Genomic DNA, 26,166 nt, shown 5'->3' with positions numbered 1-26,166 from the left:
AAAGCGAGCTTTACACTGACGCCCGCTCGCTTTACTTCCACCCATGAGCGAACACACGACCTCCGCGGCGACTCGGCCCTCCTCACGGAAACGCTACAAACGCATCGCGTACGGTCTGCTCGGCGCCAGTATCCTCGCCCTGTGGATCGGTATCGCGGTCGACCGCTTCGTCCTCGGCGTGGCCCTGTATTGGGCCGGCGGCCTCGGCATGGGGCTCGTCCAGCGGTTCAGCCCCGTCGAACTGTACGACGAGCGCGACGGCACCATCAGCCGCAAGGCCAGCCAGACAACGATGAACGTCTTCGCATACGTCTTCGTCCTCGGGACGCCCGGCGGACTCGCATTACAGGAGAGCGGCCTCGTCACGCTCCCGGGCGAGTTCTACGGCGCGACCTGGACCCTCTTCGGGGTCTTCGTCGTGTTCGGCGCGTCCCACCTCTACTACAAGCAGCGCACATGAGAAACGACATCCCTGACAAACGCGCCGAGACCGACGAGAGCCAGGCCGACCTCGCCGCCGCCGTCGGGGTCACCCGCCAGACGATCAACGCGATCGAACGCGAGCGCTACGACCCGTCGCTGGAGCTGGCGTTCGCGCTCGCGGATCACTTCGACTGCCGGATCGAGGACGTCTTCGAGCCGGACGACTGATCACTTCGGCGTCGCCACGACGCCGAGGTGGTCCTCGTGGAACCGGTCGAGCCGCCGCGTCTCGACGATCTCGTACGCCTCCCGGAGCCGGTCGAGCGCCCCCTCGAACACCGCCTCCGGCGCCGCGGTCACGTCCTCGCTGCGCGCCTTGATCGCGAGCAGCAGCCGCCCGTCGTCGGCGAGGAACCGAGCGTTGCGGGCGGCCACCTCGGCCTGCCCGCGCGTGGCCACGTCCTGAACGACGGCGTCGACGTCGCGCTCGACGACGTGCGCGTACGTCTCCGGCTTCCGCGCGTCCTTGAGCAGCGGGAACAGTCGGTCGCGCGGCGCGGCGGCGTCGAGCAGGTCCCGCGCCGGGCGCGGCGCGAACTCGACCGCGTAGGTGGGGCCCGCGAAGTCGGCGACGTGGCTCACCGTGGTGCCGCTCGCGGCGCCGAGGTAGAGGACGGTCTCGCCGCCAGTCAGGCCGGTCTCCAGCCCGAGTTCGAGCATCCCCCCGAGCTTCGACCGTTCTGGGTCCCACGCGCGCCAGCCGTCGGCGGTCGGCTCGCCGTACACCGGCTCGCCGCGGGTCGCCAACCGCTCCTCGCCGGCTATCTCACGCCGTTCGACGCCGTCGGGGAGGGTCGGCTCACTCATCGCCGGCCTCCGCGGCATCCGGCTCGTCGGTGTCCGCCCGCGCTCGGATCGTCGCCATCCGCTCGCGGAGGTCGGCGTGGAGCTGCGACCGCCGCTCTCCGGCGTAGTGGTCGGCGCGCGCCGCGAGCGTCAGCTTCCCGGCGAGTGCCCGCGCGGCCGAGCCGCGGTCAGCGGGTCGGGTGCCGCGGACGTACTCGTGCGTGTAGATGATCCCGTGCTTCGGGGACGGCGCCCGCCCCGAGAGGTGCGCGAACAGCGCGTCCTCGGCGCCGAGGACCTGGACCGTGCCGGACGGCTTCTTCGCGAGCGACTCTAACCCGCCGGCGAGCGCGATCAGCCGCGCGGCCAGCTCCGGGCCGGCCATCTCGGAGAGGTTTGGGGCGACGGCGGGCGCAGTCCGACCGATCGTCTCCGCGAGCTCGGCCCGCTCGTCGTCGAGTTCGGCGGCGCGCGCCGCGAGCGAGACGGCCCGCCGCTCGACTTCGCTCTCGGGTTCTCGCGCCGCGACCGCTCGCGCTCCCTCGATCCCCGGCTCGACCTCGTCGAAGAGGCTCCCCGCCCACTCGACGGCGCGCTCGGCGAGCTCGTTCGCGGTGCGCTCGGCGTCGTCCATGGCCCGGACCGCGTGGATCAGCTGCGCGTCGTCGGCGCGCTCCCGCTCGCGGACCGCCTCGCGGGTCGCGCGCGTCGCCGCGGCCTTGAGCCGGTCGTAGTACTCGTCGGCGCCGGCCGCGAACCCGGACTCGACGGCGCGTACGGCCCAGTCGGCGGGCGACGCGGCCGTCCCCTCGCGAACCCGCGCCGCGGCTCTCGGCGCGGCGTCGCTCTCGGTATCGGTATCTTCGGTCGCGCCCGACGGTAGCGCTTCGAACCAGCCCTCCGCGCCGTCGGACGCCGCGCTCGCGTCCGGTCCGGCGTCGGTATCGCTCATTGCCGGCGGCTACTCGCCCCGACGGTATAGACGTTCCCGATGCGACCCGCGGCCGCTCGCCCTACGGACCGCGCCACAGGGCCTCGCTCACGCCGCCGCGTCGGCCTCGTCGTCCTCGTCGGGGCGGAGCGCGCCGAAGACACCCTCCGAGTCTGACCGGAAGTCGGCGAGCGTCGCGCCCGCGAGCGCGCCGAGCGCGCCGCCGCTGGACGCCGCCTGTCTACTGATCAGTCCGCCGACCGCGGCGCCGACGGCCGCGCCGACCGCGGCGAGCGTCGCCCGTGAGAGTGCGCGTCGAATCCGTGATCCCATGCGCGGAACGTCTACATCAACTTACAAAAGCCTACGGACGAGTCTCCCACGCCCCCGGCGAGTCCGAGAGAAGACTCCGTTCGGACCCGGCTCGACCTCTGATCGACCGGTTCGAAACAGCAAAATCGCGGGTTAGCGAGGGGTTAACGGCGTAACACTTATTAACTGCCGATATATGTCATCGGAACATGACGTCAGAGCGTGACAACAGGTCTCACAGCACAAGCAACGGATCGACCTCGACCGGCCGGCGCGTGAGTCGGCGGGCCTACATCGCCGGCGCGGGCGCCGCCGGCGTGGCGGCCCTCGCCGGATGTAGCGGCGGCGACGGCGGCGACGGCGGCGACGGCGGCGACGGCGGCGACGGCGGGAGCATGGGCGGCGGCGGCACGACCACGATCAACATCATCACGTGGGAGGAGTACGCCGAGATGCAGGAGAACATCGAGTCCACGCTCGACGGGGTGGAGCTGAACATCACGCCCTCGACGTCGTCGACGGAGATGTTCTCGCAGTGGAGCGCGGGCCAGGACGAGCAGTTCGACATCGCCGTTCCGAACAACAACCTCGTCCCGCGGTTCATGGACGCCGACCTCGTCGCGCCGGTGAACAACGACGTGGTGAACAACTTCGGCTCGATGTACGACCGGTTCCAGTCGTTTGTCGACGACCAGTTCACGGAGAGCGGGAACGCGTATGGCGTGCCGATCCGCTTCGGCTGGTACGGCTACTCCTACGACTCCCGGAGCGTGCCGGACCACGAGCCGAGCTACGACATCTTGTTCGAGCCGGATTACGTCGACGCCGACCTCGACGGCGAGATCATCATGTACGACGAGGCGGCGAAGTCGATCCCGGCCGCGGCGCTGTACCTCGGCATGGACGACGCCATGTCCGGGGCGCGGATGACGTTTACCGAAGAGCAGCTCACGGAGATCCAGGAACTGCTCATCGAGCAGAAGCCGCGGCTCCAGGGGTACATCGCCCCCGACCCGACGTTCATCCAGGAGTTCCGCCAGGGCAACTTCCTCGTCGGGCACAGCGGGCGGAACGAGACCGTCCAGATGCGCAGCGAGGGCGACGACTGGGTCGAGTTCGTCGCCCCGAGAGAGGGCGCGCTGGCGTGGTACGAGACCGCGGTCGTCTCCGCCGCCTCCGACAACCAGGAGACCGCCTGGGAGGTCATCAACGAGTTCATCACGCCCCAGAACGGCGCGGCGCTCGCGGAGGCCGGCTTCTCGCCCAGCACGAACCCCAACGTGGCCGACGAGCTGACCGAGGAGCAGAACGAGCTGTACGGGCGGATCGACCCCTCGCGCCTCGAGGGGATGTACTCGCTCAAGGACATCGACTCGGACGTCGAGGAGGCGTACGTCTCCGCGTGGGAAGAGGTCAAGGCGGCATAGATGGCCGCAGACGAGCCGGACGAGAGCGCGCGGGCGAGGGCGGTGAGGCTGCTGAGCGGACCACGCAGTCGGCTCGGCGTCACGGTCGGTCCCAGCGCAGCGTGGATACTCACCCTGCTCGTCGCGCCGCTGGCGTTCATGGTCGCCGTGAGCTTCTTCGAGGTCAGCTCGTTGACGTACCAGATCGTCTACGAGCCGACGCTGAACAACTACCGCTCCCTGTTCGACGGCGGCGGCGCGATCTGGAACACCCCGTTCGTCACGGCGCTGTGGCTCTCGTACGTCATCGCCACCGTGACGACGCTTTTGTGTCTCACGCTCGCGTTCCCGCTGGCGTACCTGCTGGCACGGAGCGGCGGGCGGCTGTTCAAAGTCGTCATCTTCTTCGTCCTCCTGCCGTTCTTCACGATGTACCTCGTCCGGGCGTACTCGTGGGTCCTGATGTTCGGTCCGGGCGGCGTGATCAACAGCACGCTCATGAGCTGGGGGCTGATCGACGCCCCGCTCGGGATATTCAACTACGGTGTCCCGGCGATCATCGTCGGGCTCACCCACGCGTACTTCCCGTACATGCTTCTGACGCTGTACGCGAGCCTCGACGGCCTCGACTTCTCGATCATCGAGGCCGCCCGCGACCTTGGCGCGTCGCGGGTCGAGGTGCTCCGCGACCACGTGATCCCGCTCACGCTTCCGGGGATCATCGGCGGGAGCCTCTTCGTCTTCGTCCCGAGCGTCGGCGCGTTCATTACGCCGACGTTCCTCGGGCAGGGCAAGGTCCAGATGATCGGCATGCTCATCGAGAGCCGGGTCGCCGGGACCTACTCGATCGGGTACGCAAGCGCGGCGTCGATGTTCGTGCTCGTCTCGATCGTGGGCGCGATGATCCTCGCGTTCCGGTACGTGAGCATCGAGGAACTGGGGGGTGCCTGAGATGGCGACCGAGATGTCCGAGTCGACAGAGACGGCGGGGGCGACCGAGCGGCTTGTCGGGCACCAGACGGTCGAACGGCTCCTCGGCACCTCGCTGTACGTCGTCTCCGGCCTGTTGCTCCTCTTTTTGTGGGTGCCGCTCGCGATCATCATCTTCCTCGCGTTCGCGGAGAACGCCGTGACGATCTTCCCGTTCGAGGGCCTGACGCTCGACAACTTTCGGCTGGCGCTCCGTAGCGACTCAATGCGCGCCTCGCTCGCGGGCAGTTTCACCATCGCGACGGTGGCGGCATCGGTCGCGACGGTGCTCGGCGTGCTGGCCAGCTTCGCGCTGACCCGCTACCGGTTCCGCCTCCGAGAGGTGTACCGGACCTTCGGGATCATCCCGATGGTGATCCCCGGCATCATCCTCGGCGTGGCCCTCCGGATCTACTTCCAGAACCTCCTCGGTATCCTACCGGGGTTCGCCACGGTGGTGCTGGCCCACTCGCTGTACGGCCTCCCGTTCGTGCTCCTCATCGTCTCCGCCCGGCTGTACACCTTCGACGAGTCGCTAGAGGAGGCGGCCCGAGACCTCGGCGCGGACCCGCTGACCGTGTTCCGGGACGTGACGCTCCCGGTGATTGCCCCGGCCGTCGGAGCGGGGTTCCTGTTCGCGTGGATCCGGTCGTTCGAGGACTACATCCGCGCGCTGTTCCTCACCGGGCCCAACACGGACGTGCTGACGATCTGGATGTTCAGCCGGATCCGACAGCTCGACGCGCCGGAGCTCAACGCCGTCTCCGCGCTCATCGTCTTCGGGATCGCGATCGCGCTGGCGGTCGCGATGAACGTCGGCAACGTGACCGGTTACGTCGCCGGCACGGTCACGGAAGAGGAGGGGTGAGGCCCCGGGCGAGCGGACCCGGTTTCTCCCCCGCCTCGTCGACCTGCGTTCACACTGAAGCGGGGAATCGACGGTGTGAGTGGCCAGATCAAAACACCGTTGGCGCGCCGTCGACCACGTCGAGCCCGACGTCGGCGCCGGTGTCGACCGCCGACTCGCGGCCCTGGATCACCACCTGAAGCTCGCCCACGTCCCCGTGGGGGTCGACGAGGTAGTTCGTCTGGTCGCCCTGGAAGTACCGCTCGACGACGGTGCCGTGTAGGGCGCCGTCCCCGTTCGCGATGGTGAAGTCCTCCGGGCGGATCGAGACGGTGACCTCACCGGTCCGGTTCGGGGCCGGCACGCCGAACCCGCCCTCGCCGCCGATCTCCGCGACGGTCGTTCCGTCCCGCTCCGCGGTCCGCGCGTCGATGAGGTTCGTGTCGCCGATGAAGTCCGCGACGAACTCCGAGGCGGGCTCGCGGTAGATCTCCTCCGGCGGACCGATCTGCTCGATGTGGCCGTCGTTCATCACAGCGATCCGGTCGCTGAGCGTCATCGCGACCTCCTGGTCGTGGGTCACGTAGAAGAAGCCGCCCTGCGTCTGCTTGTGGATCCGGCGGAGTTCGACCTGCATCTGCTTCCGGAGCTTCCGGTCGAGGCTGGAGAGCGGCTCGTCGAGCAGCAGCACCGCTGGCTCGTTGACCAGCGCCCGGGCGAGCGCGACGCGCTGCTGTTGGCCGCCCGAGAGCTCTGTCGGGTTGCGGTCCTCGAACCCGTCGAGGTCGACGAGCCCGAGGTACTCAGAGACGCGCTCCGACCGCTCGCCGGCGTCGACGCCCGCCTTTGCGAGCCCGTAGCCCACGTTCTCTCCCACGCTCATGTGCGGGAAAAGCGAGAGCTGTTGGAACACGAGGTTCGTGTCGCGCGCCTCCGGGGGAACCGATCCCATCGACCGACCGTCGATCCGGACCTCGCCCTCGGTCGGGTGCTCGAAGCCGCAGATCATCCGGAGCGTCGTCGTCTTCCCGCAGCCCGACGGGCCGACGAGCGTGAAGAACTCGCCCTTTCGAACGGAGAAGTCGATGCCGCCGACCGCGGTGAGGTCGCCGAACCGCTTCGTCACCTCGTCGAGCTCGACCAATGTGTTCCCCGTTGTCATGTGCCACTCGTCCCGACAGCAGCTATATCAATCTATCGCCGGACGGGACCGCGAACGCCCTCGGAGCGGGGAACCCGAAGACATCCGGGTCGGCACCTCACTGAAGCCGCTTCGTCGTCTCCACGAGAGGGTGGCGCGCGTAGTCGACGATCTCGATGTCGTCGACGACGCGGAGGCCCTCCTTCTCGGCGGTCTTCGCCATCCCCAGGTCGACCGGCGTTCGCGGCACGATCACGTACGCGTCCATCGACTCGATGCCCGCTTCACGGGCGGCCATGGCCCGGTGATGCCCGTCGGCGAGGTAGAGCGTCCCGTCGTTGTCGATGACGACGAGCGGCTCCGCGAGCCCGTGTTCGAGCTCGTACTGCCGGCCCTCCAGCTCGTCGGCGTACACGCGGGCCTGCGTCGGCGTCAGGTCCGCGATCGCCACCTCGCGGCGCTCCTCGTCGAGGTCGACGCCGTGGATCTGCGAGAGGGTGCGCATCAGCTTCCCGACCTTGCCGGGCGTCGCGCGCTCGATCTGCGAGCGGACCACGTCCGTGTTCGAGATGATCCCGACGAGGTTGTCCGCGTCGTCGACGACCGGGAGCCGCTGGATCCCCGAGCGCAAGATCACGCGGGCGGCGTCGGTCACCTTCATATCGGGGTGCGCGACGATCAGGTCCTCCGTCATCACCGTGAACACGGGTGCGTCGTCCTCGGCGAGCAGCAGGTCCCCCGCCGCGACGAACCCCTCGACGGTGCGGCCCTGCGTGACGGGGAACCCGTTGTGCCCGTCGCTGTCGGCCATGCGGCGCGCGACGGTTGCCACCGTCTCGTCCGGGCTGACCGTCTCCACCTCCCGGGTCATGTACTCGCCGACCGTCGGTTTCCCGCTCATCGTCCGCCGTACACGCTCGCGGAATAAAAGAGGGCGGGGGTGACGGCGTCCCGAGCGGCTATCACTCTTCGCCCGACCGGCACTCGCCGTTCGGCCGTCCCTCCCCGCCCGATCGTCTCTCTGCCCGCCCGGCACTACCAGCCCGACCGTCACTCGCCGTCCGGCCGCCACGTCACCGTCTCGTCGGGGTTCCCGGCCGGGCGCTCGACTCGGGTCCCGAGCCGCCCGTCCTCGTCGACGGTGATCGTGACGCGGCGCACGTTGCGCTCGTACAGCCGATACCGACCCCTCTCGGCGTCGACCGCGACGTGTTCCGTCACCAGGTCCATGTCCTCGAGCGTGTCCAAGCGCCGGTACACCGTCGACATCGGGATGTCGCACTCCTCGACGAGCTCGGCGACCGAGGTTGGTTCGTCGAGCTCCGACAGGATCGTCCGGTTCGTTTCCTCGCTCAGCGCGTCGAGGAGCCGCCGGACGGAGCCGGACTCGCCCCGCTTCGACCCGGCGTCACTCATCGCCACCGACCGGCGATGCGGGTTCGCTTCGCCGGTCTCCGCCCCGGCCTCCTGTACGCTTCGCCCTCCGCTCGGCGTGAGAACCGCTCATTACCGACGTTTGCGCGCACAGCGGCTAATGTAACCGTTTGGCGCAGGACAACGACCGGTCTCGACGGCCGAGAGCGGCGGCTACCCCCGATTCGAAGGCAGTACCCAGCCGCCGCCGAGACAACAGCGGGCCGTCGTCGTCGGGAGTAGCTAGCCGCCGTCGGGCTCGCCCACTTCGATCGGGACGCCGATCATGTTCCCCCACTCGGTCCAGGAGCCGTCGTAGTGCCGCACGTGTTCGTAGCCGAGCAGCTCCTCGAGGACGAACCACGTCACCGACGACCGCTCCCCGATCCGGCAGTAGATGATGATGTCGTCCTCGGGGGTGATCCCCCGAGACTCGTACACGGCCGCCAGCTCCTCGGGCGACTTGAACAGGCCGTCGGGCCGGACGTTCTCCGCCCAGAACACGTTCGTCGCCCCGGGGATGTGGCCGCCCCGCATCGCCCCCTCGTTGCTGCCGGGGGGCTTCGTGATCTCCCCGCGGAACTCCTCGGGCAGGCGCACGTCGACGAACTTCGTGTCCGTGTCGAGCGCCGCCCGCACGTCCGTGCGCGCGGCCCGCACCGCCGGTCTGGCCGGCGCGTCGGGCGCGTCGCCGTACGCTACGGCTGGCGGGTCGACCGGGTCCGTCGTGGTTGGGTAGTCGTGTTCCGTCCAGTACTCTCGGCCGCCGTCCATGATCCGGACGTCCGGGTGGCCGTAGTAGGAGAGCTGCCAGTACAGGTGGGCCGCGAACCAGTTCCGGTTGTCGCCGTAGATGACGACGGTCGTCTCCTCGGTGATCCCGCTCGATTCGAGGAAGGCGGTCATCTCTTCCGGAGAGAGGATGTCGTGTACCTCCGTCGACCGGAGTTCGGTGCGCCAGTCGACGCCGACGGCGCCGGGCGCGTGTCCCTCCTCGTAGAACGAGGCGTTGACGTCGACCTCGAGCAGGCGCAGGTCGGGGTCGGCGGCGTCGAACCGGTCGAGGCGGGCGTCGACCCAGTCGGGGCTGACGAGCACGTCCGTCGGGTACCGCCCCGCTAGCGACGCGCTTGTGGGCTTCCGCTGATCGTCGTCGGGTGGGGTTTCTGCGGTCATGACTGTTGGTCGGCGAACCGTTTCGCCAGCTCCGCGGTCGCGCGTCGAAGCCGGTACGACACCGTCGAGCGCGGCTCGTCGAGCTCCGCCGCGAGCTCGTCGAGCGTCACGTCTCGCGGCGTCTCGAAGTACCCGCGTTCGACGGCGAGCAACAGGGTCTCGCGCTGCTCGGCCGGCACGTCGGGCCGGGAGAGCAGCTCGCTCTCCCAGTGGTCGACCTCGGTCAGGTGTTCGAAGGAGAACGACAGCCCGTCGCCGAGCTTCGCGGACAGCGTGTCGTACAACATTCCGATCTTCGAGTCGTCCTGGACCAGCACGCGCCAGCGGACCGTGTCGCCGGACAGCGTCTGCTCGAAGAGGACGCCCCCGTCGACGTACTTCGCCGTGATGAGCGGGACGGACTCGCAGTAGTCCACGTCAGAGACGTACGTGTACGCCACCCGCCGCCGCTGCTCTTCGGTCAACAGGCTCGTCGCGCGGGCCGAGCGACACGCCCGGCCGCTGATCGACTCGCGGTCGACCGACTCGTCTAAGAGCAGCTCGTCCACGGCGTCGAGGTCGGCCGCGTCGCCGGTCACCGACTCGAGCTTCCACAGCTCCGTGGGGTCCAGACACGAGTAGGTCGCCTCCGACTGGAGGGAGCCGCGGTCGATGAACAGGTCGACGTACTCGTCGGCGCCGGGCTCGTACGTTATCTCGAAGCTGAAGTCGTACATCTGGCGGTGACTGGTCCGGTCATGCGGTCTCGGTTCGCGGCGGTGACGGTGACCTCGCCGGCGTCGGGCCGCGTCCCGGCGGGAAGTTGTCCCTTGACAACGCGTGTGATATGGGCCCGACGCACTTACGTTGTCTCGTATGGAGCTTTCACCCTCGGGTCGCGAGACGCCGACCGCGCTCCGGAGCCGTCTCCTCATCCCGGCCCTCCTCGCGCTCGCCGCCGGGATCGGGGGATTCGCCCTCGGACTGACCCACGACGACACCGTCACCGCGCTGGGCGCGCTGCTCTTCCTCCCCAGCGCCGCGCTGCTGTTCGGCATCGTCGCCAAGCGCCACGGCGTCGGTCCGTTCAGGCGGTCGAGCCGTCGGTCGGACTGACGCTCGGCGCGGCGCACTCCGGTCACGTCGCCTCTCGCATGCGGGCGGCGACGAGCCGGTCGACGTTGAACATGAACACGGCGACCGCGGCGAGGACCGTCGCGAAGTAGACGACGAGCTGCGGCGGGCCGGACGCGGCGCCGCCCGCGACCGCCCCGCCGAACCCGACGACGAGGAGCTCCGCCCACGTGATGAGCACGCGCGAGAGCAGCAGCGTTCCGACCGACGACCGCCGGGTCGGCGCGTGCGCCTCCGAGCCGTCGCTCATCTCAGTACGCCTCCTCGGCCGTGATCGGGCCGCTGAACGCCGAGTACAGGACGGCGAAGTACACGGCGACCAGCGGTAACAGCAGGGCCGCGCCGATCGACATGAGGTTCAGCGGCAGCGTCGAGACGACGGCCTCCCCGACCGTCGCCCCGGTCGCCGGGTCGATGCGCGGGTACATGAGGACCGCGACGACCGCGGTCAGCCCGTACGTCAGTCCCGCGGCCGCCGCGAGCGCGGCGAGGTCCGCCCCGCGTCGAAGCGCGACGCCGTAGCCGACACCGAGCCCGACGGAGGCGGCGACCAGCGCGAGCACCGGGGGCGATAGCAGCGTGTCGACGCCGGCGGGGAGCCGAGTCGCCAGGGCGCCGAGGGTCGCGACGACCGCGAAGAGGTACGCCGCGACGGCCCCGACGCCGATCTCAGTCACCGTCTCGGGGAGCGCGTCTCGGGCCTTCAAGCGGAGGAACGCGGCGCCGGAAACGACGGTCAGCGCCGTGACGGCGACCCCGGTGACGACGCCGACGAACGTGAGCGACCGGGGGCTCCCGGCGAGCCAGTTCCCCGCGAACGCGCCGAGGAGGAACGGCGCGAGGACGCTGCCGGCGACGAACGACCGCCCCCACCACCGCTGCCACCGCGCGTCGTGGCGCTGTTCGTACATCTCCGGCGCCAGTCCCCGGAGAATGAGGGCGCCGAGGATGCCGAACATCAGCAGGTAGTGTCTGCTGAACAGCCCCGCGTACACCGACGGGAAGGCGGCGAACAGCGCGCCGCCGAAGACGACGAGCCACACCTCGTTCCCGTCCCAGAACGGCCCGATCGCCGACAGCACCGCCTCGCGCGCCTCGTCTTCGCGAAGCGTCGCGAAGATCGCGCCGGCGCCGAAGTCGAAGCCGTCGAGGAACAGGAACGTTCCGAGGATCGCGAACACGAGCGCGAACCACAGCTCCGGGAGCGGCAGGCCGAGCACCGGGCCCGCCGCGAGCGCGTCGACGGCGCTAGTCATCGCCGGGCACCTCCCCCGGCGCGGCGTCGCGCTCGGCGGTGGACCGCAGCTCGCGCACGCTCGGGGGCCCATCACGGATCACCCGCGCGACGACGTACGTGTACAGCGCGAGGATGCCGGCGTAGACGCCGACGAACCCGGCGAGCGTGACCATCGCTTCCGTCCCGGTGAGACCGGGAGAGACCCCCTCGCTCGTCTTCAACACGCCCTGGATCACCCAGGGCTGACGGCCGACCTCGGTGACGACCCACCCGAGTTCGACCGCGACGATGCCGAGCAGGCTGGACGCCATCAGCGCCTTGTGGAGCAGCCCGTCCTCGAACAGCTCGCCCGTGTACCACCGGTAGCCGCCCCAGAACGCGAGCAGGATGAACCAGAAGCCCATCCCGACCATCGCGCGGAACGACCAGAACACGACGGCGACCGGCGGCGCCTCCGTCTCGAACGTGTTCAGTCCGCGGATCTCCGCGGTCGCGTCGCCCCCGCTGGCGAGCCACGACGCCCCGCCCGGGATGCCGAGACCGAACAGCTCCTTCGCGCGGGGGTCCGTGAACTGGCTCAGGTCCGTCGGGATCGCGAAGATGTACTCCGGGACGTACGCCTCGGTGTCCCAGACCGCCTCCATGGCGGCGAACTTCTGCGGCTGCGTCTCGTAGACGTGCCGCGCGTACAGGTCGCCCTGAAGCACCTGTAGCGGGGCCGTGATCAGCAGCGCGACCAGCGCGATCTTGAGCGTCTTCTGCCAGAAGGCGATGTTCTCCGTCTGGTGTCCCCAGACGTGGTGTCGGTAGACGAAGTACGCGGAGACGCCCGCCATGAACAGCGCCACCGACTCGACGGCGGCGTTTTGCATGTGGACGTACATGTAGCCGAACCGGGGGGTCAGGTACGCCGCGAGCGGGTCGACGAGGTGGACTACCTCCTGCCCGTTCTCGGTCACGAGCTCGTAGCCGCGCGGCATCTGCATCCACGAGTTCGCGATGAGGATCCAGACGGCGGACAGCCACGTGCCGACCCCGACGGCGAGGCTGGACACCAGGTACAACCGGTCGGAGACGCGCTCGCGACCGAACACGAAGACGCCGAGGAACGTCGCCTCCAGCATGAACGCCATCATCCCCTCGACGGCGAGCGGGCCGCCGAACAGCTCGCCGGCGGTCGTCGAGAACGCCGCGAAGTTGGTCCCGAACTCGAACTCTAAGACGATCCCGGTGACCGTCCCGACGACGAACGAGACGGCGAATATCTTCGTCCAGAAGCGACGCAGCTGTTCGTACACCGGGTCGCCGCCCCGCACGTCCTTCCAGGTGAAGTATATCAGGAACGGGGCTAGTCCCATGCTCATCACTGGGAAGATGATGTGGACGATCGTCGTCAGGGCGAACTGGAATCGGCTTGCGAGTACTGGATCGATCATGTCGTGGTGGGTCCGGGTTGGAAAGTTCACTCCGGCGCGCGACGCGGCGGTCTCCTCGCGTAACACTGCGCATTCCTCGTCCATAACCCCGGAGTTGGCACAGGACAACCGGCCGCGGAGCGCCCGCCGCCGCCCTCTCGGCGGCGACGCGGCGGCTCGCCCGCTGGTCCGACGTTGTCCTGTGCCAAGCCATCGTTTTGGGTGGCGAGGCGACTGCGTTCACGCATGGAAACACGGCACGCCGTGCTGGCGCTCGTCGCGCTCGTCACGGTGGTGATGACCGTCAGAGCGGTCGTCGCCGGCCTCGACGGCGACTTCGGGACGGTCGGCCGGCAGGTCGGGGTCGGCGGGATCGTCCTCGCGTTCGGCGTGGCGCTGTACCGGAACTGGGAGTCGGTCGGCTGACCCGGACGCCCGCTCCGCGACGGCCCGGCCGAGCGTCCGGCGCGAGCGACGGGAACTTCTCAGAGCGCCCGACCGCGACCCGCGCCGTCTCGCACCGGCGTTCGTCAAGACTCGCTCGCGGGGTCGTCCCCGGAGGAGTCCCGGTCGCGATGGGGCTCGCCGGCGAGTCGCTCCGCGAGCCGTCGGCGGAGTCGCTCGAAGGGCGACGAACACGCGCCGCACTCGGCGCAGGAGACGCCCGAACATGACGCGGGCGCGCCGCAGCGCGGACACGAGAGCCCGTTCGCCGGATCGAACTCGTACTCGCAGCGGGGACAGATCACGCGATCACCTCCAAGGCGGCCGCGACGCCGCCGCCGACGGCGAACGCCGTAACCCAAGAGCCGACCCACACGAGGAGCGCGCTCCGCGCGTCGCGCTCCCTGAGGATCATCGCCATCGTGAGGATACACGGGACGAACAGGGTGACGACGACCAGTCCGACGAAGGTCTGTGACGCCGACAGCGTCAGGCCCGTCATCCCTGCGGCGGCGAAGTCGCGGCGGATCAGTCCCAACACGAGCACCTCGCCGAACGACGCGGGTAAGCCCAGCGCCGCGGTCAGCGGCCGGAACGCGCCGACTATCGCGTCGAGCGCGCCGAGGTACTCGAGCGTCGACACCGCCGCCGCGGTGACCCCGAACAGCGGGGCCGCCTCCCCGAGGAACGCGGCGGTCCGGTTCGCCGTCTTCCGGGCGACGTTCGTCGGGCGGGGGAGGCGTAGCCGCGGGAGCTGCTCGATCAGCGCGTCCTGTCGGCCGGGGAGCGTCCGGTCGAGAACGACGCCGGCGGCCCCGAGGACCCCGAGTAGTACCGCCACGTAGCCGCCCCACCAGACGACCCCGAGTTCCGCGAGCAACCCCGCGACGACGCCGATCTGCGCCGAGCAGGGGATCGCGAGGCCCAGCAGCGCCGTCGTGATGAGCCGCTCCCGGCGCGACCCGACCATTCGGGTGGAGACGACCGCCATCGTCACGCATCCCACGCCGACGATCAGCGGGACGACCGCGCGGCCGTTGAGCCCGATCCTGTCGAGCCCTCTGTCCGTCACCACGGCGAGTCGCGGCAGGACGCCGGCGTCTTCGAGCGTCCCGATCACGAGGTAGAACGCGACCACGAGCGGGAGCAGGACCCCGAGGGTGTACCGAACGGTGACCGTCAGCAGCCCTAGGTTATCGTTGACGAGCAGGAACTCGACGGGCGCGGCCCACCCGCGCGCCGGGAGCAGGTCCGCGACGGCCGCCTCGACCGCCGGCGTGTAGTATCGCCCGAAGACCACGGTCTCCGCGTAGCCGACGACGCGCTGCGCGACGAGCACCCCCATGACGTAGAACACCGCGAGGAGGAGCGCGAGCGCGATCGGGATCCCCGTCACCGGCCGCAGCAACAGGTCTCCGAGCCGTCCCCCGCGACTCCGTCCGGGAGCGGGACCCCGTTCGACCGCCTCGACGACCGACCGGACGCGCGTCCGGCGCTCGCGATACACCGCCTCCCGCTCTCCGAGGCCGGCGAGCGGCGCGTCGCCCCCGTCGGCCGCGAGGCCGCCGGCACCGACGCGGCGAGCCGTCGGTTCGTCGCCCTCGACGAGGAGTGTCTTCTCCGCCCGCCCGGCCTCGATCCCGTCGGGGAGCGCGTCGTAGTACGCGTCGACGGGCGTCGACTCGGGGGCGGTCGCTTCCGGGAGCCGATCGCGCAACTCGTCGACGCCGGCGCCGGTGACGGCGACGGTCGGGACGACGGGGACGCCGAGGGTCGCCTCCAGCGCGCCGACGTCGATCTCGACGCCGTCGGCCTCGACCTCGTCCATCATGTTCAGCGCGACGACGGTCGGCACGCCCATGTCCAACAGCTGTAGCGTCACGAACAGGTCACGGTCGAGCCGCGTGGCGTCAACGACGTTCACGACCGCGTCCGCCTCCAAGACGACCGCCCTCGTGGCCCGCTCCTCCTCAGAGAACGACGATATCCCGTGGACCCCGGGCGTATCGATCAGGCGGGTCGACCTGAGGGTCGCCGCGGTCGTTTCGACCGTGGTTCCGGGGTAGTTCGAGACGTCGGCGTACTCGGCCGTGAGCCGTCCGAACAGCACGCTCTTGCCCGCGTTGGGCGCGCCGACCAGCGCCGCGGACGCCTCGGCGTCGCCGGATGTGGGCCCGCGGTCCGCGTCCCCGCTCGCGGTCATCGCGGTGCGTCGTCGGGGGCCGATCGCTCGACGGTTATCTCCCGGGCCAGCGACCGCCCGAGCGCCACCTCCGTCCCGCGACGCCTGACGACGACCGGACCGTTGCGGATCCGGCGGCGACACTCGACGCGGCCGTCCAGCAGGCCGAGTCGCAGTAACCGAGCGCGGCGCTCGCCGTCCGGCACGTCGACCAGTTCCACCCACTCGCCCGACGGGATGTCGGCCAGCGCGACCACCATTTAGGCCTACCTAAAACGACGGGCGTGTTGTGCGGCACGGCACATTATGGAGTCTTATATAAACCGCTCTGGACCCGCGAGCCCGGACCCGCGCGCCGCCTTCGCGCTTCGCGCGCGTCAGCGGTCGGGCCGGTCAGGCCGGCTGCGAGTCCAGCTTCTTGTAATCGATGTAGTCCGCCCCGCGGAGCTCCTCGAGCAGGTTGATGGCCGCTCGGGCTCCCTCTCCGACGGAGGTCGCGATCTGTTGGTGGCCGCCGGTAACGTCGCCCGCGGCGTACACCCGGTCCACCGGCGTCGACTGCGCCTCGTCGGTGACGATGTCGTCTCCCTCGACGGGGACGCCGAGCATCTCCGCGAGGTCGGTGCCGCCGGCGGTGCCCAGCGCGACGAACAGCCCGTCGACCGGGATCTCGTCGCCCTCTCGGGTGACGACGGCTTCGAGGACCTCCTCGCCGGCGAGCCGATCGAGGTCGTCGGTGACCACCGGGATCCCCGCGTCGGCGACCCGGTCCCGCAAGCCGTCGTCCGCCTCGAACGCCGACCCGTTGGTGAGGATCCGGACGTCGTCGGTGTAGTCGAGCAGCATCAACGCCTCGGTCGCGGCGTAGTTGTCGTCGCCGACGACAGCGACGGGACTGTCGCGGTAAAAGTACGCGTCGCATTCGACGCAGTAGGAGACGCCGTGGCCCTCGTACGCCTCGACGCCCGCGATGGCCGGCCGTTCGTAGTCCGCGCCCGTCGCGATGATAACCCCGTCGACGACGTACTCGTCGACGGTCGTCTCGACGCGGTACCGGTCGCCGTCCGGCTCGATCCGAACGACCTCCTCCTCGACGATCTCGGCGTCGTACTTCCGCGCGTGCTCTCGCCCCAGATCGACGAGCTCCGGGCCCGTGACCCCGTCCGGGAACCCGTAGACGTTCTCCATCGTGTCCACGTCACGGGTGGTCCCGCCCCCGTCGTCGAACACGAGCGTTCGCCTGTCCGCCCGAGCGGTGTAGATGGCGGCGTTCAGTCCGGTCGGTCCCCCGCCGACGATCGCGATCCCTGACATCTGTATTGCGTAGTATGTACTATACTAACTTATTAATTCCGCCCGCTGATTCACTCGGAGTGGTCGGCGTCCCCTCCAAGATATCGACCGAAACGCGCTCCTGTGGCTATAGCCGGGTTGGAAGCGTATCGATCGCCGCGAAATACGTCTTGTCCCCGTCGGTGAATCGTTTGTTTGGCGCATCAGTATTGTGTATATTCTACAAAATACTGGCGGCGGAGACAACCTCGCTCGATAAGCAACCGAGACCGGACTCGGCGGGCGGCACTCGAACCGCGGGCGAAGACCGCGGTGCGGCGGCTCGCCGGAACGAAAGCGAGGACAGAAGAAATCGGACCGCGAGGCGTGGAGCCGCCTACTGCGGGCTCGGGTTGGACGGGCCGGAGACGTTGCCGTCCTTCAGCGCGGATCCCGTGATCGACTTCAGCCGGGAGACGAGCGAATCCTTCTCGGCCTCGCCTTCGAGGGCGATGTCGAGGACCTCGCTGATGTGCGAGACCGGGATGACCTCGATCATCTCCTCGTACTCGTCTTCGATCATCACGTCCTGCTCGTTGGCTGCGGGGATGATCACCCGGTCGCAGCCGGCTTTCGCGGCCGCCTCGATCTTGTGGGTGACCCCGCCGACGGGGAGCACGTCGCCGCGGACCGACAGCGAGCCGGTCATCGCGAGGCTCTGGTCCACGCCGACGTTCTCCAGCGCGGAGATGACAGCGGTCGCGACCGTGATGGACGCGGAGTCGCCGTCGACCCCCTGCTGGCCCGTCTGGATGAACTGGATGTGGATGTCCTTCTCCGAGATGTTCTCGTCGGAGAACTTCTTGATGATCGCCGAGACGTTCTGGACCGACTCCTCGGCCATCTCCTTTAGCTGGCCGGTGGCGATCACCTGCCCGCCGCCCTGGGTCGGCGTCACCTCGGCCATCACCGGGAGCATGATCCCGGAGTCTTCGCCCATCACCGCGAGGCCGTTGACGCGGCCGGCGACGTAGCCGTCGGAGACCTGGAGCTCGTAGTCCTTGCGGCGCTCGATGTAGTCGTCGGCGAGCTGCTGCTCGATGGAGCGCGAGCGCCCCTTCGCCTGAAGGACGTGTTCGCGGGTGGTCATCTCGGCGTCCTCGCCCCGGGCGATGTCGCCCGCGACGCGGACCATCCCGCCGAGGTTCCGCATCTTCAGCGTGAGGTGGCCCTTGCGGCCGGAACGGCGCTTGGCCTCGAGGATGATCTCCTCGACGGCCTCCGCCGAGAACTCGGGCAGGCGGCCGTCCTTCGCGACCTCCTGGGCGATGAACCGGACGTACTTCCGGCGCATCTCCGGGGTGTCCTCGATGGTGTCCTCCATGTACACCTCGTAACCGTACCCCTTGATCCGGGAGCGCAGCGCCGGGTGCATGTTCTCCATCGCGTCGAGGTTCCCGGCCGCGATCATGACGAAGTCGGTCGGGACGGGCTCGGTCTGGACCATCGCGCCCGAGGAGCGCTCGGACTGGCCCGTGATCGAGAACTCGCCCTCCTGGATCGCCGTCATGAGGTGCTGCTGGCTGCGGATGTCGAGCGTGTTGATCTCGTCGATGAACAGCACACCCTTGTTCGCCTTGTGGATGGCGCCCGCCTCGACGCGGTCGTGGCTGGGCGTCTCCATCCCGCCGGACTGGAACGGGTCGTGTCGCACGTCGCCGAGCAGCGCGCCGGCGTGCGCGCCGGTCGCGTCGCGGAACGGCGCGGTCTTCGTGTCGCCGTTGTTCACCAGCAGGTTCGGGATCATCGCATCCGAACCGCGGTTGAGGTAGCGGAAGACGAGGTACACCACGCCGGCCGCGATGATGCCGACGAGGATCTGGCCGACGATGATGAGCGCGTAGCCCAGCACGACGGCGATGATGATCCACATCAGGAGCGACCGCATCTGGTTGCGCTTGCGCGCCTCCTCGCGGTGCGCCTCGACGATCTGGTCGCCCTTACCGGCCGGCACCGTCCGGACCTTCGGCTTGTTGCCGTCCTCGGGGTTGTGGTACACCAGCACGTCCTGAAGCTCCTCTTTGGGGAGGAGCTCGGACATCGCCTTCGCGAGCATCGACTTCCCCGTCCCGGGGGAGCCGATCATCATCACGTGGCGCCGCTGCTTCGCCGCCTTGATGATCACGTCGCGGGCGTGTTCCTGCCCGATGACCTGGTCGACGAGCCGGTCCGGGATCTCCAGTTCGGCCGTCGTGTCTATCTTGAGCCCGCCGAGGAGGTCGTCCTCGTCGGGGTCCTCTTCGATCTCGGCGCCCTCGACCTCGACGGTGCTGCCGAGCTCGTCGATCCCGCCGTCGTCGGCCGGATCGGCGGCGTCGCCGTTCCGACCCTCGTCGAACCCGTCGTCGTCCACGATGACCCCGTCGTCCCAGGGGTCGTCGTCGGAGTCCGCGGCCGGGTCCTCGTCGACGCCGGACTCGTTCGCCGGGCCGTCGTCGGGCTCGGGGTCGCCGGGCGTGGCGTCCTCGCCGTTCCCCGCCGGACTCGAGTCGTCGACGCCGCCGTGGGGCGGTTCGTCGGGGTCGTCGGCCGTCGGGTCGTTCGTGTCCTTCTCGTTGCTCATAGAATCGGGTGTCGCTATCGAAAAGGACGGGTCGGTTACTGATATACTTTCTCCCCCCGGAGGGGTAGCCCCGGGGGCAGTAAACACCGCTTTCAAGCCGTATATCGACCGATCACGCCCCGCGAGCGTTCCCACGGGGTTTATAAATGACGCCGACGGTACGTAGACTCATGCGGGGGTTCTACATCGGCCGGTATCAGCCGTTCCACCACGGCCACCGGCACATGGTGGAAGAGATCGCGGCGGAGGTCGACGAGCTCGTCTTGGGGATCGGCTCCGCCGGCGACTCTCACACCACGCGGAACCCATTCACCGCCGGCGAGCGCGTGATGATGGTGACGAAGGCGGTCGAGGAGCTCGACGCCACCACCTACGTCGTCCCGATCGAGGACCTCGACCGGAACTCCGTGTGGGTGAGCCACGTCCAGAGCATGACCCCGCGCTTCGACGTGGCCTACTCGAACAACCCGCTCGTGGTCCGCCTGTTCGAGGAGGCGGGCGTCGAGGTGCGCCAGTCGCCGATGTTCCGCCGCGACGTGCTGGAGGGGACCGAACTCCGCGAGCGCATGATCCGCGGCCGGGAGTGGGCCGACCTCGTCCCCGACCCCGTCGTCGACGTGATCCGCGAAGTCGACGGCGTCGAGCGCATCCGCCGGATCGCGGAGACGGACTCGAACGGCGGCGAGCCGTCCGACCTGTAGCGCGGCGATCCGTGTAAAGAGGGCTGATCGCCTCGGACCGCCGATCGCTTCGAAGCCCCGACGCCGGCTCCGACGCTCCGGCCGCCTGCTCGTGGACAGATACGGAGACCGGCGACGACGACGCCCGTTCCATTTAACCCCGCGCCGCACGCGGGTTCCGGTATGATCACGCTCACCTCGGACTTTGGGTCGCCGTACCCCGCCGCGATGAAGGGAGTGATTCGCCGGCACACTGACGCCGAGCTGATCGATGTTGCGCACGATCTGCCGCGCGGGGACCCCCGGGCCGCCGCGTTCTGGCTCCGGTTCGTCCTCCCGGAGTTCCCGCCGGCGGTCCACTGCGCCGTCGTCGACCCCGGCGTCGGCACCGACCGGGACGCCCTCGTCGTCCGGGCCGGCGCGCACGTCATCGTCGCGCCCGACAACGGGCTCGCGATGCCGCCGGCCCGCGCGCTGGCGGCCGGCGAGTCGGATGTCGAGGTCTGGTCCATCGCGGTCGACGACCCCGCGAGCGAGACGTTCCACGGCCGCGACGTGTTCGCGCCGACCGCGGCCCGCGTCCGGACGGCGCTCGACGACGAACTGACGGCGTCGGACGGGGAGCCCGCGGTCGACGCGGTCGCCGAAGCGCTCGCGGGGATCGACGACCTCGCGCCCGCGAACGACCCCGTGGACGTCCGCTTTCCCGAGCCGTCGGTCGAACGCGACGCGGGCGAGGCCGAGAAGGACACCGACGCCGAGGACGGTACCGACGACGAGGCCGACACCGGCGACGTGGTCGCCGTTGACGGCGAAGTGCTCGCGATCGACCGGTTCGGCAACGTGATCACCAACGTCCCCGGCGAGCTTGTCCGCGGCCGGGACTGGGTCCGCGTGAACGGCGACCTCACGCCGGTCGCGGAGACGTTCGGCGCCGTTGACCCCGGCGAGCGCCTCGTCACGGTCGGGAGCCACGGCTACGCGGAGTGTGACGTGAACGACGGCCGGGGCGACGGCGCGTTCGACCTCCGACCGGGCGACGCGGTCCGGTTCGTTCCCGACAGCGTCAGCCTCTGAGTCCGAAAAACCGGTTACAGCTCGACGCCGGAGGGAATCAGGCTCTCGCTGCGGAGCAGGTTCCCCTCCTGGTCGTACACGAGGAAGGTGTCCTTGTCGTAGGCGACGAGGCGCTCGCCGTCGACGTCGATCTCGACGCGGTACCGCGCGTCGCCGTCGTCGGTCGCGTCGCGCGCGGCGTGGATGAACGGGAGTACGTCCGTCGCCGTCTCGTTGAGTTCGAGGATGAAGTCGCCCGTGTATCGGTTGGTGACGCCGACGACGCCCTCCGGCTCGTCCGCCTCGTCCAGCGGCTCGCGGAGCCGGAAGGCGACGTCGATCTGGTCGGCCGCGAGCAGGTCGTCGTCCGTCTCGACGATGATGTCCTCGCTTTCGCCCCCCGAGAGTCGCTCGCGGAGGAGATCCTCCGGACCGTGGAAGTCGATCCGCACCAGCGGGGGCGACTGGGAGCCGGCGTCGTTTCCGACGCCCTCGACGGTCAACTCGAAGTAGTCACGCCGCATTTCCTATCGGATGCTTTGCGGTCCGGCCGTATCAACGTAACGGGCGGAGCGGCGGCGCGGAACCGACGATGCTCGGGCGTCCGCGCCGGGACCGGATCGGCACTCGGTCGGGACCGCGGCGGCGGACCTCGATGTCGGTCCTGATAATCGTCGGGGGTAGTTTAACTTCCCCCCGCCTCTAGGGCACCGTATCCATGGCGAGCGAGGCCAGCGGGAGCGACCTCGGCGACCGGATCGAGGCCCTCCAGCGGCGGCTCTCCCGGACGTGGGAGCTGCTTCAGGGGTCGACGCTCGACGTCCGGCCGTTTCGCCCGGGCGAGGACGGCCCGCTCGCGTCGTTCGTCGTTCCGGAAGACGAGACCGAAGTCGACCGGTACTGGGTGAACGCGCCGTACGCGTACGTCGTGATCACCTACGACGACGCCGAGAGCGAACACCGCTACTACGCGGTCGAGCCCGAGCTCGACGCGTTCGAGCGCGAGCTCCTCGACCGCGTCGTCGACGACATCCGCGATCCGCTCCTCTACCGCGAGGGGAGCGGCAAGACCGACGAGGAGACGCTCAGGACCGAACTCGAGACGCTGCTGGAGGGGTACGGCGTCGAGGCCGAGATGGACACGTTCCACGCGCTGGTGTACTACCTCTACCGCGACTTCCGCGGCTTCGGGAAGGTCGACCCCCTGCTGAACGACCGCCACATCGAGGATGTCTCCTGTGACGGCTACGACCTCCCGATCTTCGTCTACCACGACGAGTACACCGACATCGAGACGAACGTCTCCTTCGGACAGGAGGCGCTCGACAGCTACGTGATCCGGCTCGCGCAGCAGTCCGGCCGCCACGTCTCGGTCGGCGACCCCATCGTCGAGACGACGCTCCCCGACGGCTCACGCGCGGAGCTGGCGCTCGGCGAGGAGGTGACCCCGCGCGGCTCGGCGTTCACGATCCGCCAGTACGCCGAGGACCCGTTCACCCCCGTCGACCTCGTGGAGTACGGCACGTTCTCCGTCGAGCAGATGGCGTACTTCTGGCTCTGTATCGAGCACAACAAGAGCCTCATCTTCGCGGGCGGCACCGCGTCCGGGAAGACCACCTCGATGAACGCGGTGTCGATGTTCGTCCCGCCGCGGGCGAAGGTGCTCACCATCGAGGACACCCGCGAGCTCTCGCTGTACCACGACAACTGGCTCTCGGCGGTCACCCGCGAGCGCCGGTACGAGGGGACCGACATCGACATGTACGACCTTCTGCGGTCGGCGCTGCGCCACCGCCCCGAGTACATCGTCGTCGGCGAGGTGCGCGGCGAGGAGGCGATCACGCTCTTCCAGGCGATGAACACCGGTCACACCACGTTCTCGACGATGCACGCCGACTCGATCGAGACCGTGATCAACCGGCTGGAGAACGAGCCGATCAACGTGCCGCGCGCGATGGTTCAGTCGCTCGACATGCTGTCGGTCCAGACGCTCACCCGCGCCGACGACGAGCGCGTCCGCCGCGCGAAGACGATCGGCGAGATCGGCGGTATCGACCAGCGCACCGGGGAGCTCGACTACTCCTCGGCGTTCGAGTGGCGGCCGGACTCCGACACGTTCCGGCGCAACGACTCGTCGCTGCTGGAGGAGATCGCCGACGACCGCGGCTGGTCCCGGTCGGAGCTGCTCCGCGAGGTCCGGCGCCGCGAGCGATTCCTCGAACTCCTCTCCGCGCTCGGCATCGACGACTACCGCACGTTCACCGCCCTCGTCAACGAGTACTACGCCGACGCCGACCGCGTGATGGAGAAGCTCGATGAGCGCGCCGCCGCGGCCGACGGCGTCGACCCCGACGAGTTCGCGGCCGAAGACGCCTCGCCGGGCGGCGGCACCGACCGCGGCCCCGACGCCTCCGACGGCGACGGCGCGCGCGCCGGAGACGCGGGATCCGACGCCACGGACCGATGATCGAGTACCTCCCCCTCGTCGCCGCGGTCGCGGTCTGTCTCGCGCTCGCGCTGCCGCTCGTCGACGACCGGGCCGACCTGTTCGTCACCCGCGTCGCCCTGTCGGCGTTCGGCGACTACGTCGGCGAGAACGAGGCGCGGCGGCAGGCTCAGCGCGACCGGATGCGCGCGGCCCACGTCGCCGGCACGACGCACCGCGTGTACGCCTCCCGGACCCTGTTGTACGCCGCGGTCCTCGGGGTCGCCGGCAGCGTCATCGGCGTGTACGCGGCCGGCGCGCTGCTCGCCGCGCTTGACGTCGGCGAGGCCGCGATCCGCGCGGCGCTCCCGGGGTCGGTCGAGTTCGTCGCGGTCGTCGCGCGGCTCGCCGACCTCGGGCTCGGTCGGCTGTTCGTCCTGCTCGCGGTCGTCTCCGCGACGGTTGGCTCCGGCCTCGCGCTCGGCGCCTACCTCGCTCGGTGGCAGTTGCTCGACCAGCGCGCCGCCGCGCGGGCGGCGGAGATCGACGCCACGCTGCCGCGGACGGTCGCGTTCATGTACGCGCTCTCGCGCTCCGGGATGGCGTTTCCCCGGGTGATGGACACGCTCGCGGAGAACGAGGAGGTGTACGGCGAGGCCGCCGCCGAGCTGTCGGTCGCGGTCCGCGACATGAACGCCTTCGGAACCGACGCGCTCACCGCGCTCCAGCGCATCTCCCGGCGGACGCCGAGCGACGACCTGGCCGACTTCTCGGAGAACCTCGCGTCCGTCCTCGGCACCGGGCAGTCGGTGTCGGAGTTCCTCAACGACCAGTACGAGCGCTATCAGGCGGAGGCGGAGGCGAAACAGGAGCAGTACCTCGAACTGCTCTCGACGTTCGCCGAGGCGTACGTGACGGCGCTGGTCGCGGGCCCGCTGTTTTTCATCACCATCCTCGTCGTCATCGGGCTCGTCTTACAGGACACCCTCCCGCTCCTCCGCGTCGTCGTCTACCTCGGCGTGCCGCTCGCCACCTTCGGCTTCGTCGTCTACGTCGACAGCGTGACGCAGGGCGTCGGCGGCACCGAGACCGTCGCGGAGTCGTCGCTCGCGGACCCGGACACCCCCTCGGTCACGGGCGTGCGCCACGCCACGGACGAGCCCGGCGACCGGGGCGACTCGCCGCGGTTCGACGGGGGAGCGGCCGCCGAGAGCGGCGCGGGCGGTTCCGGGGCGGACGGCGCCGGCGCGGGCGGTACCGGAGCGGACCGCTGGGCGGCGAGCCGGGAGCGGCTCCGCGTGTACGACCGCCTCCGGAGCGTGCGGCGGCTGGTCGCGTCGCCGGTCGAGACGGTGCTCGCCTCGCCGCGAACGGTGCTCCTCGCCGTCGTCCCGGCCGCGGTCGTCGGGCTGCTCGTCTTCGCGTTCCCGGTCACGCTCGGGACGCCCATGGAGATGATCGACCAAGTCGACGGCCCGCTCGTCGTCGCGACCGCCCTCGTCCTCGCGGCGTACGCGGTCGCCTACGAGTTCGGCAAGCGCCGCGTCCGCCGCGTCGAGTCCGCGGTGCCGGACTTCCTCGACCGGCTCGCCAGCGTCAACGAGGCGGGCACCGACGTGGTCGGCAGCGTCCGCCGCGTCGCCGACTCGAACCTGGAAGCCCTGACGGAGGACCTCCGCCGGACGCGCCGAGACATCGACTGGGGGGCGGACGTCTCCACGGCGCTGCGCCGGCTGGAGCGACGGGTCCGGTCGCCGATGACCTCCCGGGCGGTCGCGCTCGTCACCAACGCGATTCAGGCGAGCGGGGACGTGGGTCCCGTCCTCCGGATCGCGGCCGACGAATCGCGCGCGACGTGGGCGCTCCGGCGCGAACGCCGACAAGTGATGTTAACGTATCTCATCGTCATCTACATCTCCTTCCTCGTCTTCCTCGGGATCATCGCGGCGCTGTCGGTGTCGTTCATCCCGGCCATCGAGGCGGCGGGCGTCCCGGGGACGGGCGGCGGACTCCCCGACACCGGGAGCGGGGTCTCCGGCGGACCCGGCGGGATCACGGACGGGATCGGCGACATCGACGTGGCGGTCTACGAGCAGCTGTTCTTCCACGCCGCGTCGATCCAGGCGGTCTGCTCCGGGCTCGTCGCCGGACAGCTCGGAGAGGGGTCGGTCCGCGACGGCGTGAAACACGTCGTGGTGTTGCTCGCGCTCACGCTCGTCGCGTTCGCCGCGATCGGGGCGGTGTGAGGCGTCCGG

Annotated in this window: 28 protein-coding genes; 11 read left to right on the top strand and 17 right to left on the bottom strand. The window is 69.7% G+C overall.

Features of this window, described 5'->3' with window-relative positions; genetic code table 11:
* The first annotated feature begins 43 nt into the window (after positions 1-43).
* Together EXE47_RS03740 and EXE47_RS03735 are read left to right on the top strand one after the other, a co-directional pair.
* Positions 44-460 (top strand): DUF2178 domain-containing protein, encoded by a 417-nt coding sequence (locus tag EXE47_RS03740; RefSeq protein ID WP_089307848.1) that lies wholly within the window; start codon positions 44-46, stop codon positions 458-460.
* Positions 457-651, top strand: a complete 195-nt coding sequence (locus EXE47_RS03735) for a helix-turn-helix transcriptional regulator (RefSeq protein ID WP_089307847.1) — start codon at positions 457-459, stop codon at positions 649-651. The genes EXE47_RS03740 and EXE47_RS03735 overlap by 4 nt, the downstream gene beginning before the upstream one ends.
* On the opposite strand, the gene EXE47_RS03730 is transcribed toward EXE47_RS03735, so the two are convergent.
* The 3 genes from EXE47_RS03730 to EXE47_RS03720 form a co-directional block, all read right to left on the bottom strand.
* A complete protein-coding gene (locus EXE47_RS03730) occupies positions 652-1,290 on the bottom strand; it encodes a fibrillarin-like rRNA/tRNA 2'-O-methyltransferase (RefSeq protein ID WP_049932809.1) in 639 nt (212 codons plus the stop codon). It abuts the gene before it with no gap.
* Positions 1,283-2,221, bottom strand: a complete 939-nt coding sequence (locus tag EXE47_RS03725; RefSeq protein WP_089307846.1) for an NOP5/NOP56 family protein — start codon at positions 2,219-2,221, stop codon at positions 1,283-1,285. Before EXE47_RS03725 ends, EXE47_RS03730 begins: the two co-directional genes overlap by 8 nt.
* 87 nt (positions 2,222-2,308) lie before the next feature.
* Positions 2,309-2,533: a glycine zipper domain-containing protein gene (locus EXE47_RS03720; RefSeq protein ID WP_089307845.1), complete on the bottom strand. Its 225-nt coding sequence runs from the start codon at positions 2,531-2,533 to the stop codon at positions 2,309-2,311.
* 188 nt (positions 2,534-2,721) lie between these two features.
* On the opposite strand from EXE47_RS03720, the gene EXE47_RS03715 reads away from it, so the two are divergent.
* From EXE47_RS03715 to EXE47_RS03705, 3 genes are read left to right on the top strand one after another with little or no spacing between them, the layout of a single operon-like run.
* A complete protein-coding gene (locus EXE47_RS03715; RefSeq protein ID WP_094552744.1) occupies positions 2,722-3,939 on the top strand; it encodes a PotD/PotF family extracellular solute-binding protein in 1,218 nt (405 codons plus the stop codon).
* Entirely contained in the window at positions 3,940-4,869 is a 930-nt protein-coding gene (locus tag EXE47_RS03710; protein ID WP_049932805.1) for an ABC transporter permease, read from the top strand.
* A 1-nt stretch (position 4,870) separates the two neighbouring features.
* Positions 4,871-5,755 (top strand): ABC transporter permease, encoded by an 885-nt coding sequence (locus EXE47_RS03705; RefSeq protein ID WP_089307843.1) that lies wholly within the window; start codon positions 4,871-4,873, stop codon positions 5,753-5,755.
* 88 nt (positions 5,756-5,843) lie between these two features.
* On the opposite strand, the gene EXE47_RS03700 is transcribed toward EXE47_RS03705, so the two are convergent.
* The 5 genes from EXE47_RS03700 to EXE47_RS03680 form a co-directional block, all read right to left on the bottom strand.
* Positions 5,844-6,896, bottom strand: a complete 1,053-nt coding sequence (locus tag EXE47_RS03700; RefSeq protein ID WP_089307842.1) for an ABC transporter ATP-binding protein — start codon at positions 6,894-6,896, stop codon at positions 5,844-5,846.
* Positions 6,897-6,993: 97 nt separating this feature from the next.
* On the bottom strand, positions 6,994-7,776 hold the full coding sequence (locus tag EXE47_RS03695) for a CBS domain-containing protein (protein ID WP_049932802.1): 783 nt from the start codon (positions 7,774-7,776) through the stop codon (positions 6,994-6,996).
* Between the two features lie 149 nt (positions 7,777-7,925).
* Entirely contained in the window at positions 7,926-8,291 is a 366-nt protein-coding gene (locus EXE47_RS03690; RefSeq protein WP_086216388.1) for a helix-turn-helix domain-containing protein, read from the bottom strand.
* A gap of 240 nt (positions 8,292-8,531) precedes the next feature.
* Entirely contained in the window at positions 8,532-9,464 is a 933-nt protein-coding gene (locus tag EXE47_RS03685; RefSeq protein WP_137703402.1) for a sulfurtransferase, read from the bottom strand.
* Entirely contained in the window at positions 9,461-10,180 is a 720-nt protein-coding gene (locus EXE47_RS03680; protein ID WP_049932800.1) for a helix-turn-helix domain-containing protein, read from the bottom strand. The genes EXE47_RS03685 and EXE47_RS03680 overlap by 4 nt, the downstream gene beginning before the upstream one ends.
* Before the next feature lie 139 nt (positions 10,181-10,319).
* On the opposite strand from EXE47_RS03680, the gene EXE47_RS03675 reads away from it, so the two are divergent.
* On the top strand, positions 10,320-10,559 hold the full coding sequence (locus EXE47_RS03675; RefSeq protein ID WP_049932799.1) for a hypothetical protein: 240 nt from the start codon (positions 10,320-10,322) through the stop codon (positions 10,557-10,559).
* A 22-nt stretch (positions 10,560-10,581) separates the two neighbouring features.
* On the opposite strand, the gene EXE47_RS03670 is transcribed toward EXE47_RS03675, so the two are convergent.
* From EXE47_RS03670 to EXE47_RS03660, 3 genes are read right to left on the bottom strand one after another with little or no spacing between them, the layout of a single operon-like run.
* Positions 10,582-10,827, bottom strand: coding sequence for a hypothetical protein (locus EXE47_RS03670; protein WP_049932798.1), 246 nt, complete (start codon positions 10,825-10,827; stop codon positions 10,582-10,584).
* Position 10,828: 1 nt separating this feature from the next.
* Positions 10,829-11,833 (bottom strand): cytochrome d ubiquinol oxidase subunit II, encoded by a 1,005-nt coding sequence (locus tag EXE47_RS03665; protein ID WP_089307841.1) that lies wholly within the window; start codon positions 11,831-11,833, stop codon positions 10,829-10,831.
* Positions 11,826-13,250 (bottom strand): cytochrome ubiquinol oxidase subunit I, encoded by a 1,425-nt coding sequence (locus EXE47_RS03660; RefSeq protein ID WP_086216403.1) that lies wholly within the window; start codon positions 13,248-13,250, stop codon positions 11,826-11,828. Before EXE47_RS03660 ends, EXE47_RS03665 begins: the two co-directional genes overlap by 8 nt.
* Before the next feature lie 225 nt (positions 13,251-13,475).
* Here EXE47_RS03660 and EXE47_RS03655 point away from each other — a divergent pair, with 225 nt between their 5' ends.
* Complete coding sequence (locus tag EXE47_RS03655) at positions 13,476-13,655, top strand: hypothetical protein (protein ID WP_049932795.1); 180 nt, start codon at positions 13,476-13,478, stop codon at positions 13,653-13,655.
* Positions 13,656-13,759: 104 nt separating this feature from the next.
* On the opposite strand, the gene EXE47_RS03650 is transcribed toward EXE47_RS03655, so the two are convergent.
* From EXE47_RS03650 to lonB, 5 genes are all read right to left on the bottom strand, one after another.
* Complete coding sequence (locus EXE47_RS03650; RefSeq protein ID WP_089307840.1) at positions 13,760-13,978, bottom strand: hypothetical protein; 219 nt, start codon at positions 13,976-13,978, stop codon at positions 13,760-13,762.
* On the bottom strand, positions 13,975-15,876 hold the full coding sequence (gene feoB / locus EXE47_RS03645) for a ferrous iron transport protein B (protein ID WP_089307839.1): 1,902 nt from the start codon (positions 15,874-15,876) through the stop codon (positions 13,975-13,977). The genes EXE47_RS03650 and feoB overlap by 4 nt, the downstream gene beginning before the upstream one ends.
* Positions 15,873-16,115 carry a FeoA domain-containing protein gene (locus EXE47_RS03640; protein WP_049932791.1) on the bottom strand — a complete coding sequence of 81 codons (243 nt, stop codon included), beginning with the start codon at positions 16,113-16,115 and terminating at the stop codon, positions 15,873-15,875. The genes feoB and EXE47_RS03640 overlap by 4 nt, the downstream gene beginning before the upstream one ends.
* Positions 16,116-16,248: 133 nt before the next feature.
* Positions 16,249-17,169: an NAD(P)/FAD-dependent oxidoreductase gene (locus EXE47_RS03635; RefSeq protein WP_049932789.1), complete on the bottom strand. Its 921-nt coding sequence runs from the start codon at positions 17,167-17,169 to the stop codon at positions 16,249-16,251.
* Positions 17,170-17,524: 355 nt separating this feature from the next.
* Positions 17,525-19,750 (bottom strand): ATP-dependent protease LonB, encoded by a 2,226-nt coding sequence (gene lonB, locus EXE47_RS03630; protein WP_049932787.1) that lies wholly within the window; start codon positions 19,748-19,750, stop codon positions 17,525-17,527.
* 170 nt (positions 19,751-19,920) lie between these two features.
* Here lonB and EXE47_RS03625 point away from each other — a divergent pair, with 170 nt between their 5' ends.
* Together EXE47_RS03625 and EXE47_RS03620 are read left to right on the top strand one after the other, a co-directional pair.
* Entirely contained in the window at positions 19,921-20,451 is a 531-nt protein-coding gene (locus EXE47_RS03625; protein ID WP_086216397.1) for a nicotinamide-nucleotide adenylyltransferase, read from the top strand.
* Between the two features lie 162 nt (positions 20,452-20,613).
* Positions 20,614-21,507 carry an S-adenosyl-l-methionine hydroxide adenosyltransferase family protein gene (locus EXE47_RS03620; RefSeq protein WP_049932785.1) on the top strand — a complete coding sequence of 298 codons (894 nt, stop codon included), beginning with the start codon at positions 20,614-20,616 and terminating at the stop codon, positions 21,505-21,507.
* Between the two features lie 14 nt (positions 21,508-21,521).
* Here the strand turns inward: EXE47_RS03620 and EXE47_RS03615 are convergent, their stop codons facing one another.
* A complete protein-coding gene (locus EXE47_RS03615; protein WP_049932784.1) occupies positions 21,522-22,010 on the bottom strand; it encodes a DUF5793 family protein in 489 nt (162 codons plus the stop codon).
* A gap of 194 nt (positions 22,011-22,204) precedes the next feature.
* Here EXE47_RS03615 and EXE47_RS03610 point away from each other — a divergent pair, with 194 nt between their 5' ends.
* Positions 22,205-23,953 (top strand): type II/IV secretion system ATPase subunit, encoded by a 1,749-nt coding sequence (locus EXE47_RS03610; protein WP_089307837.1) that lies wholly within the window; start codon positions 22,205-22,207, stop codon positions 23,951-23,953.
* Entirely contained in the window at positions 23,950-26,157 is a 2,208-nt protein-coding gene (locus tag EXE47_RS03605) for a type II secretion system F family protein (protein WP_049932780.1), read from the top strand. Before EXE47_RS03610 ends, EXE47_RS03605 begins: the two co-directional genes overlap by 4 nt.
* Positions 26,158-26,166 lie beyond the last annotated feature (9 nt).

It is taken from the genome of Halorubrum sp. GN12_10-3_MGM, assembly GCF_005435235.1.
Lineage (GTDB): Archaea > Halobacteriota > Halobacteria > Halobacteriales > Haloferacaceae > Halorubrum > Halorubrum ezzemoulense.
This window is presented reverse-complemented; position numbering and strand designations above follow the sequence as displayed.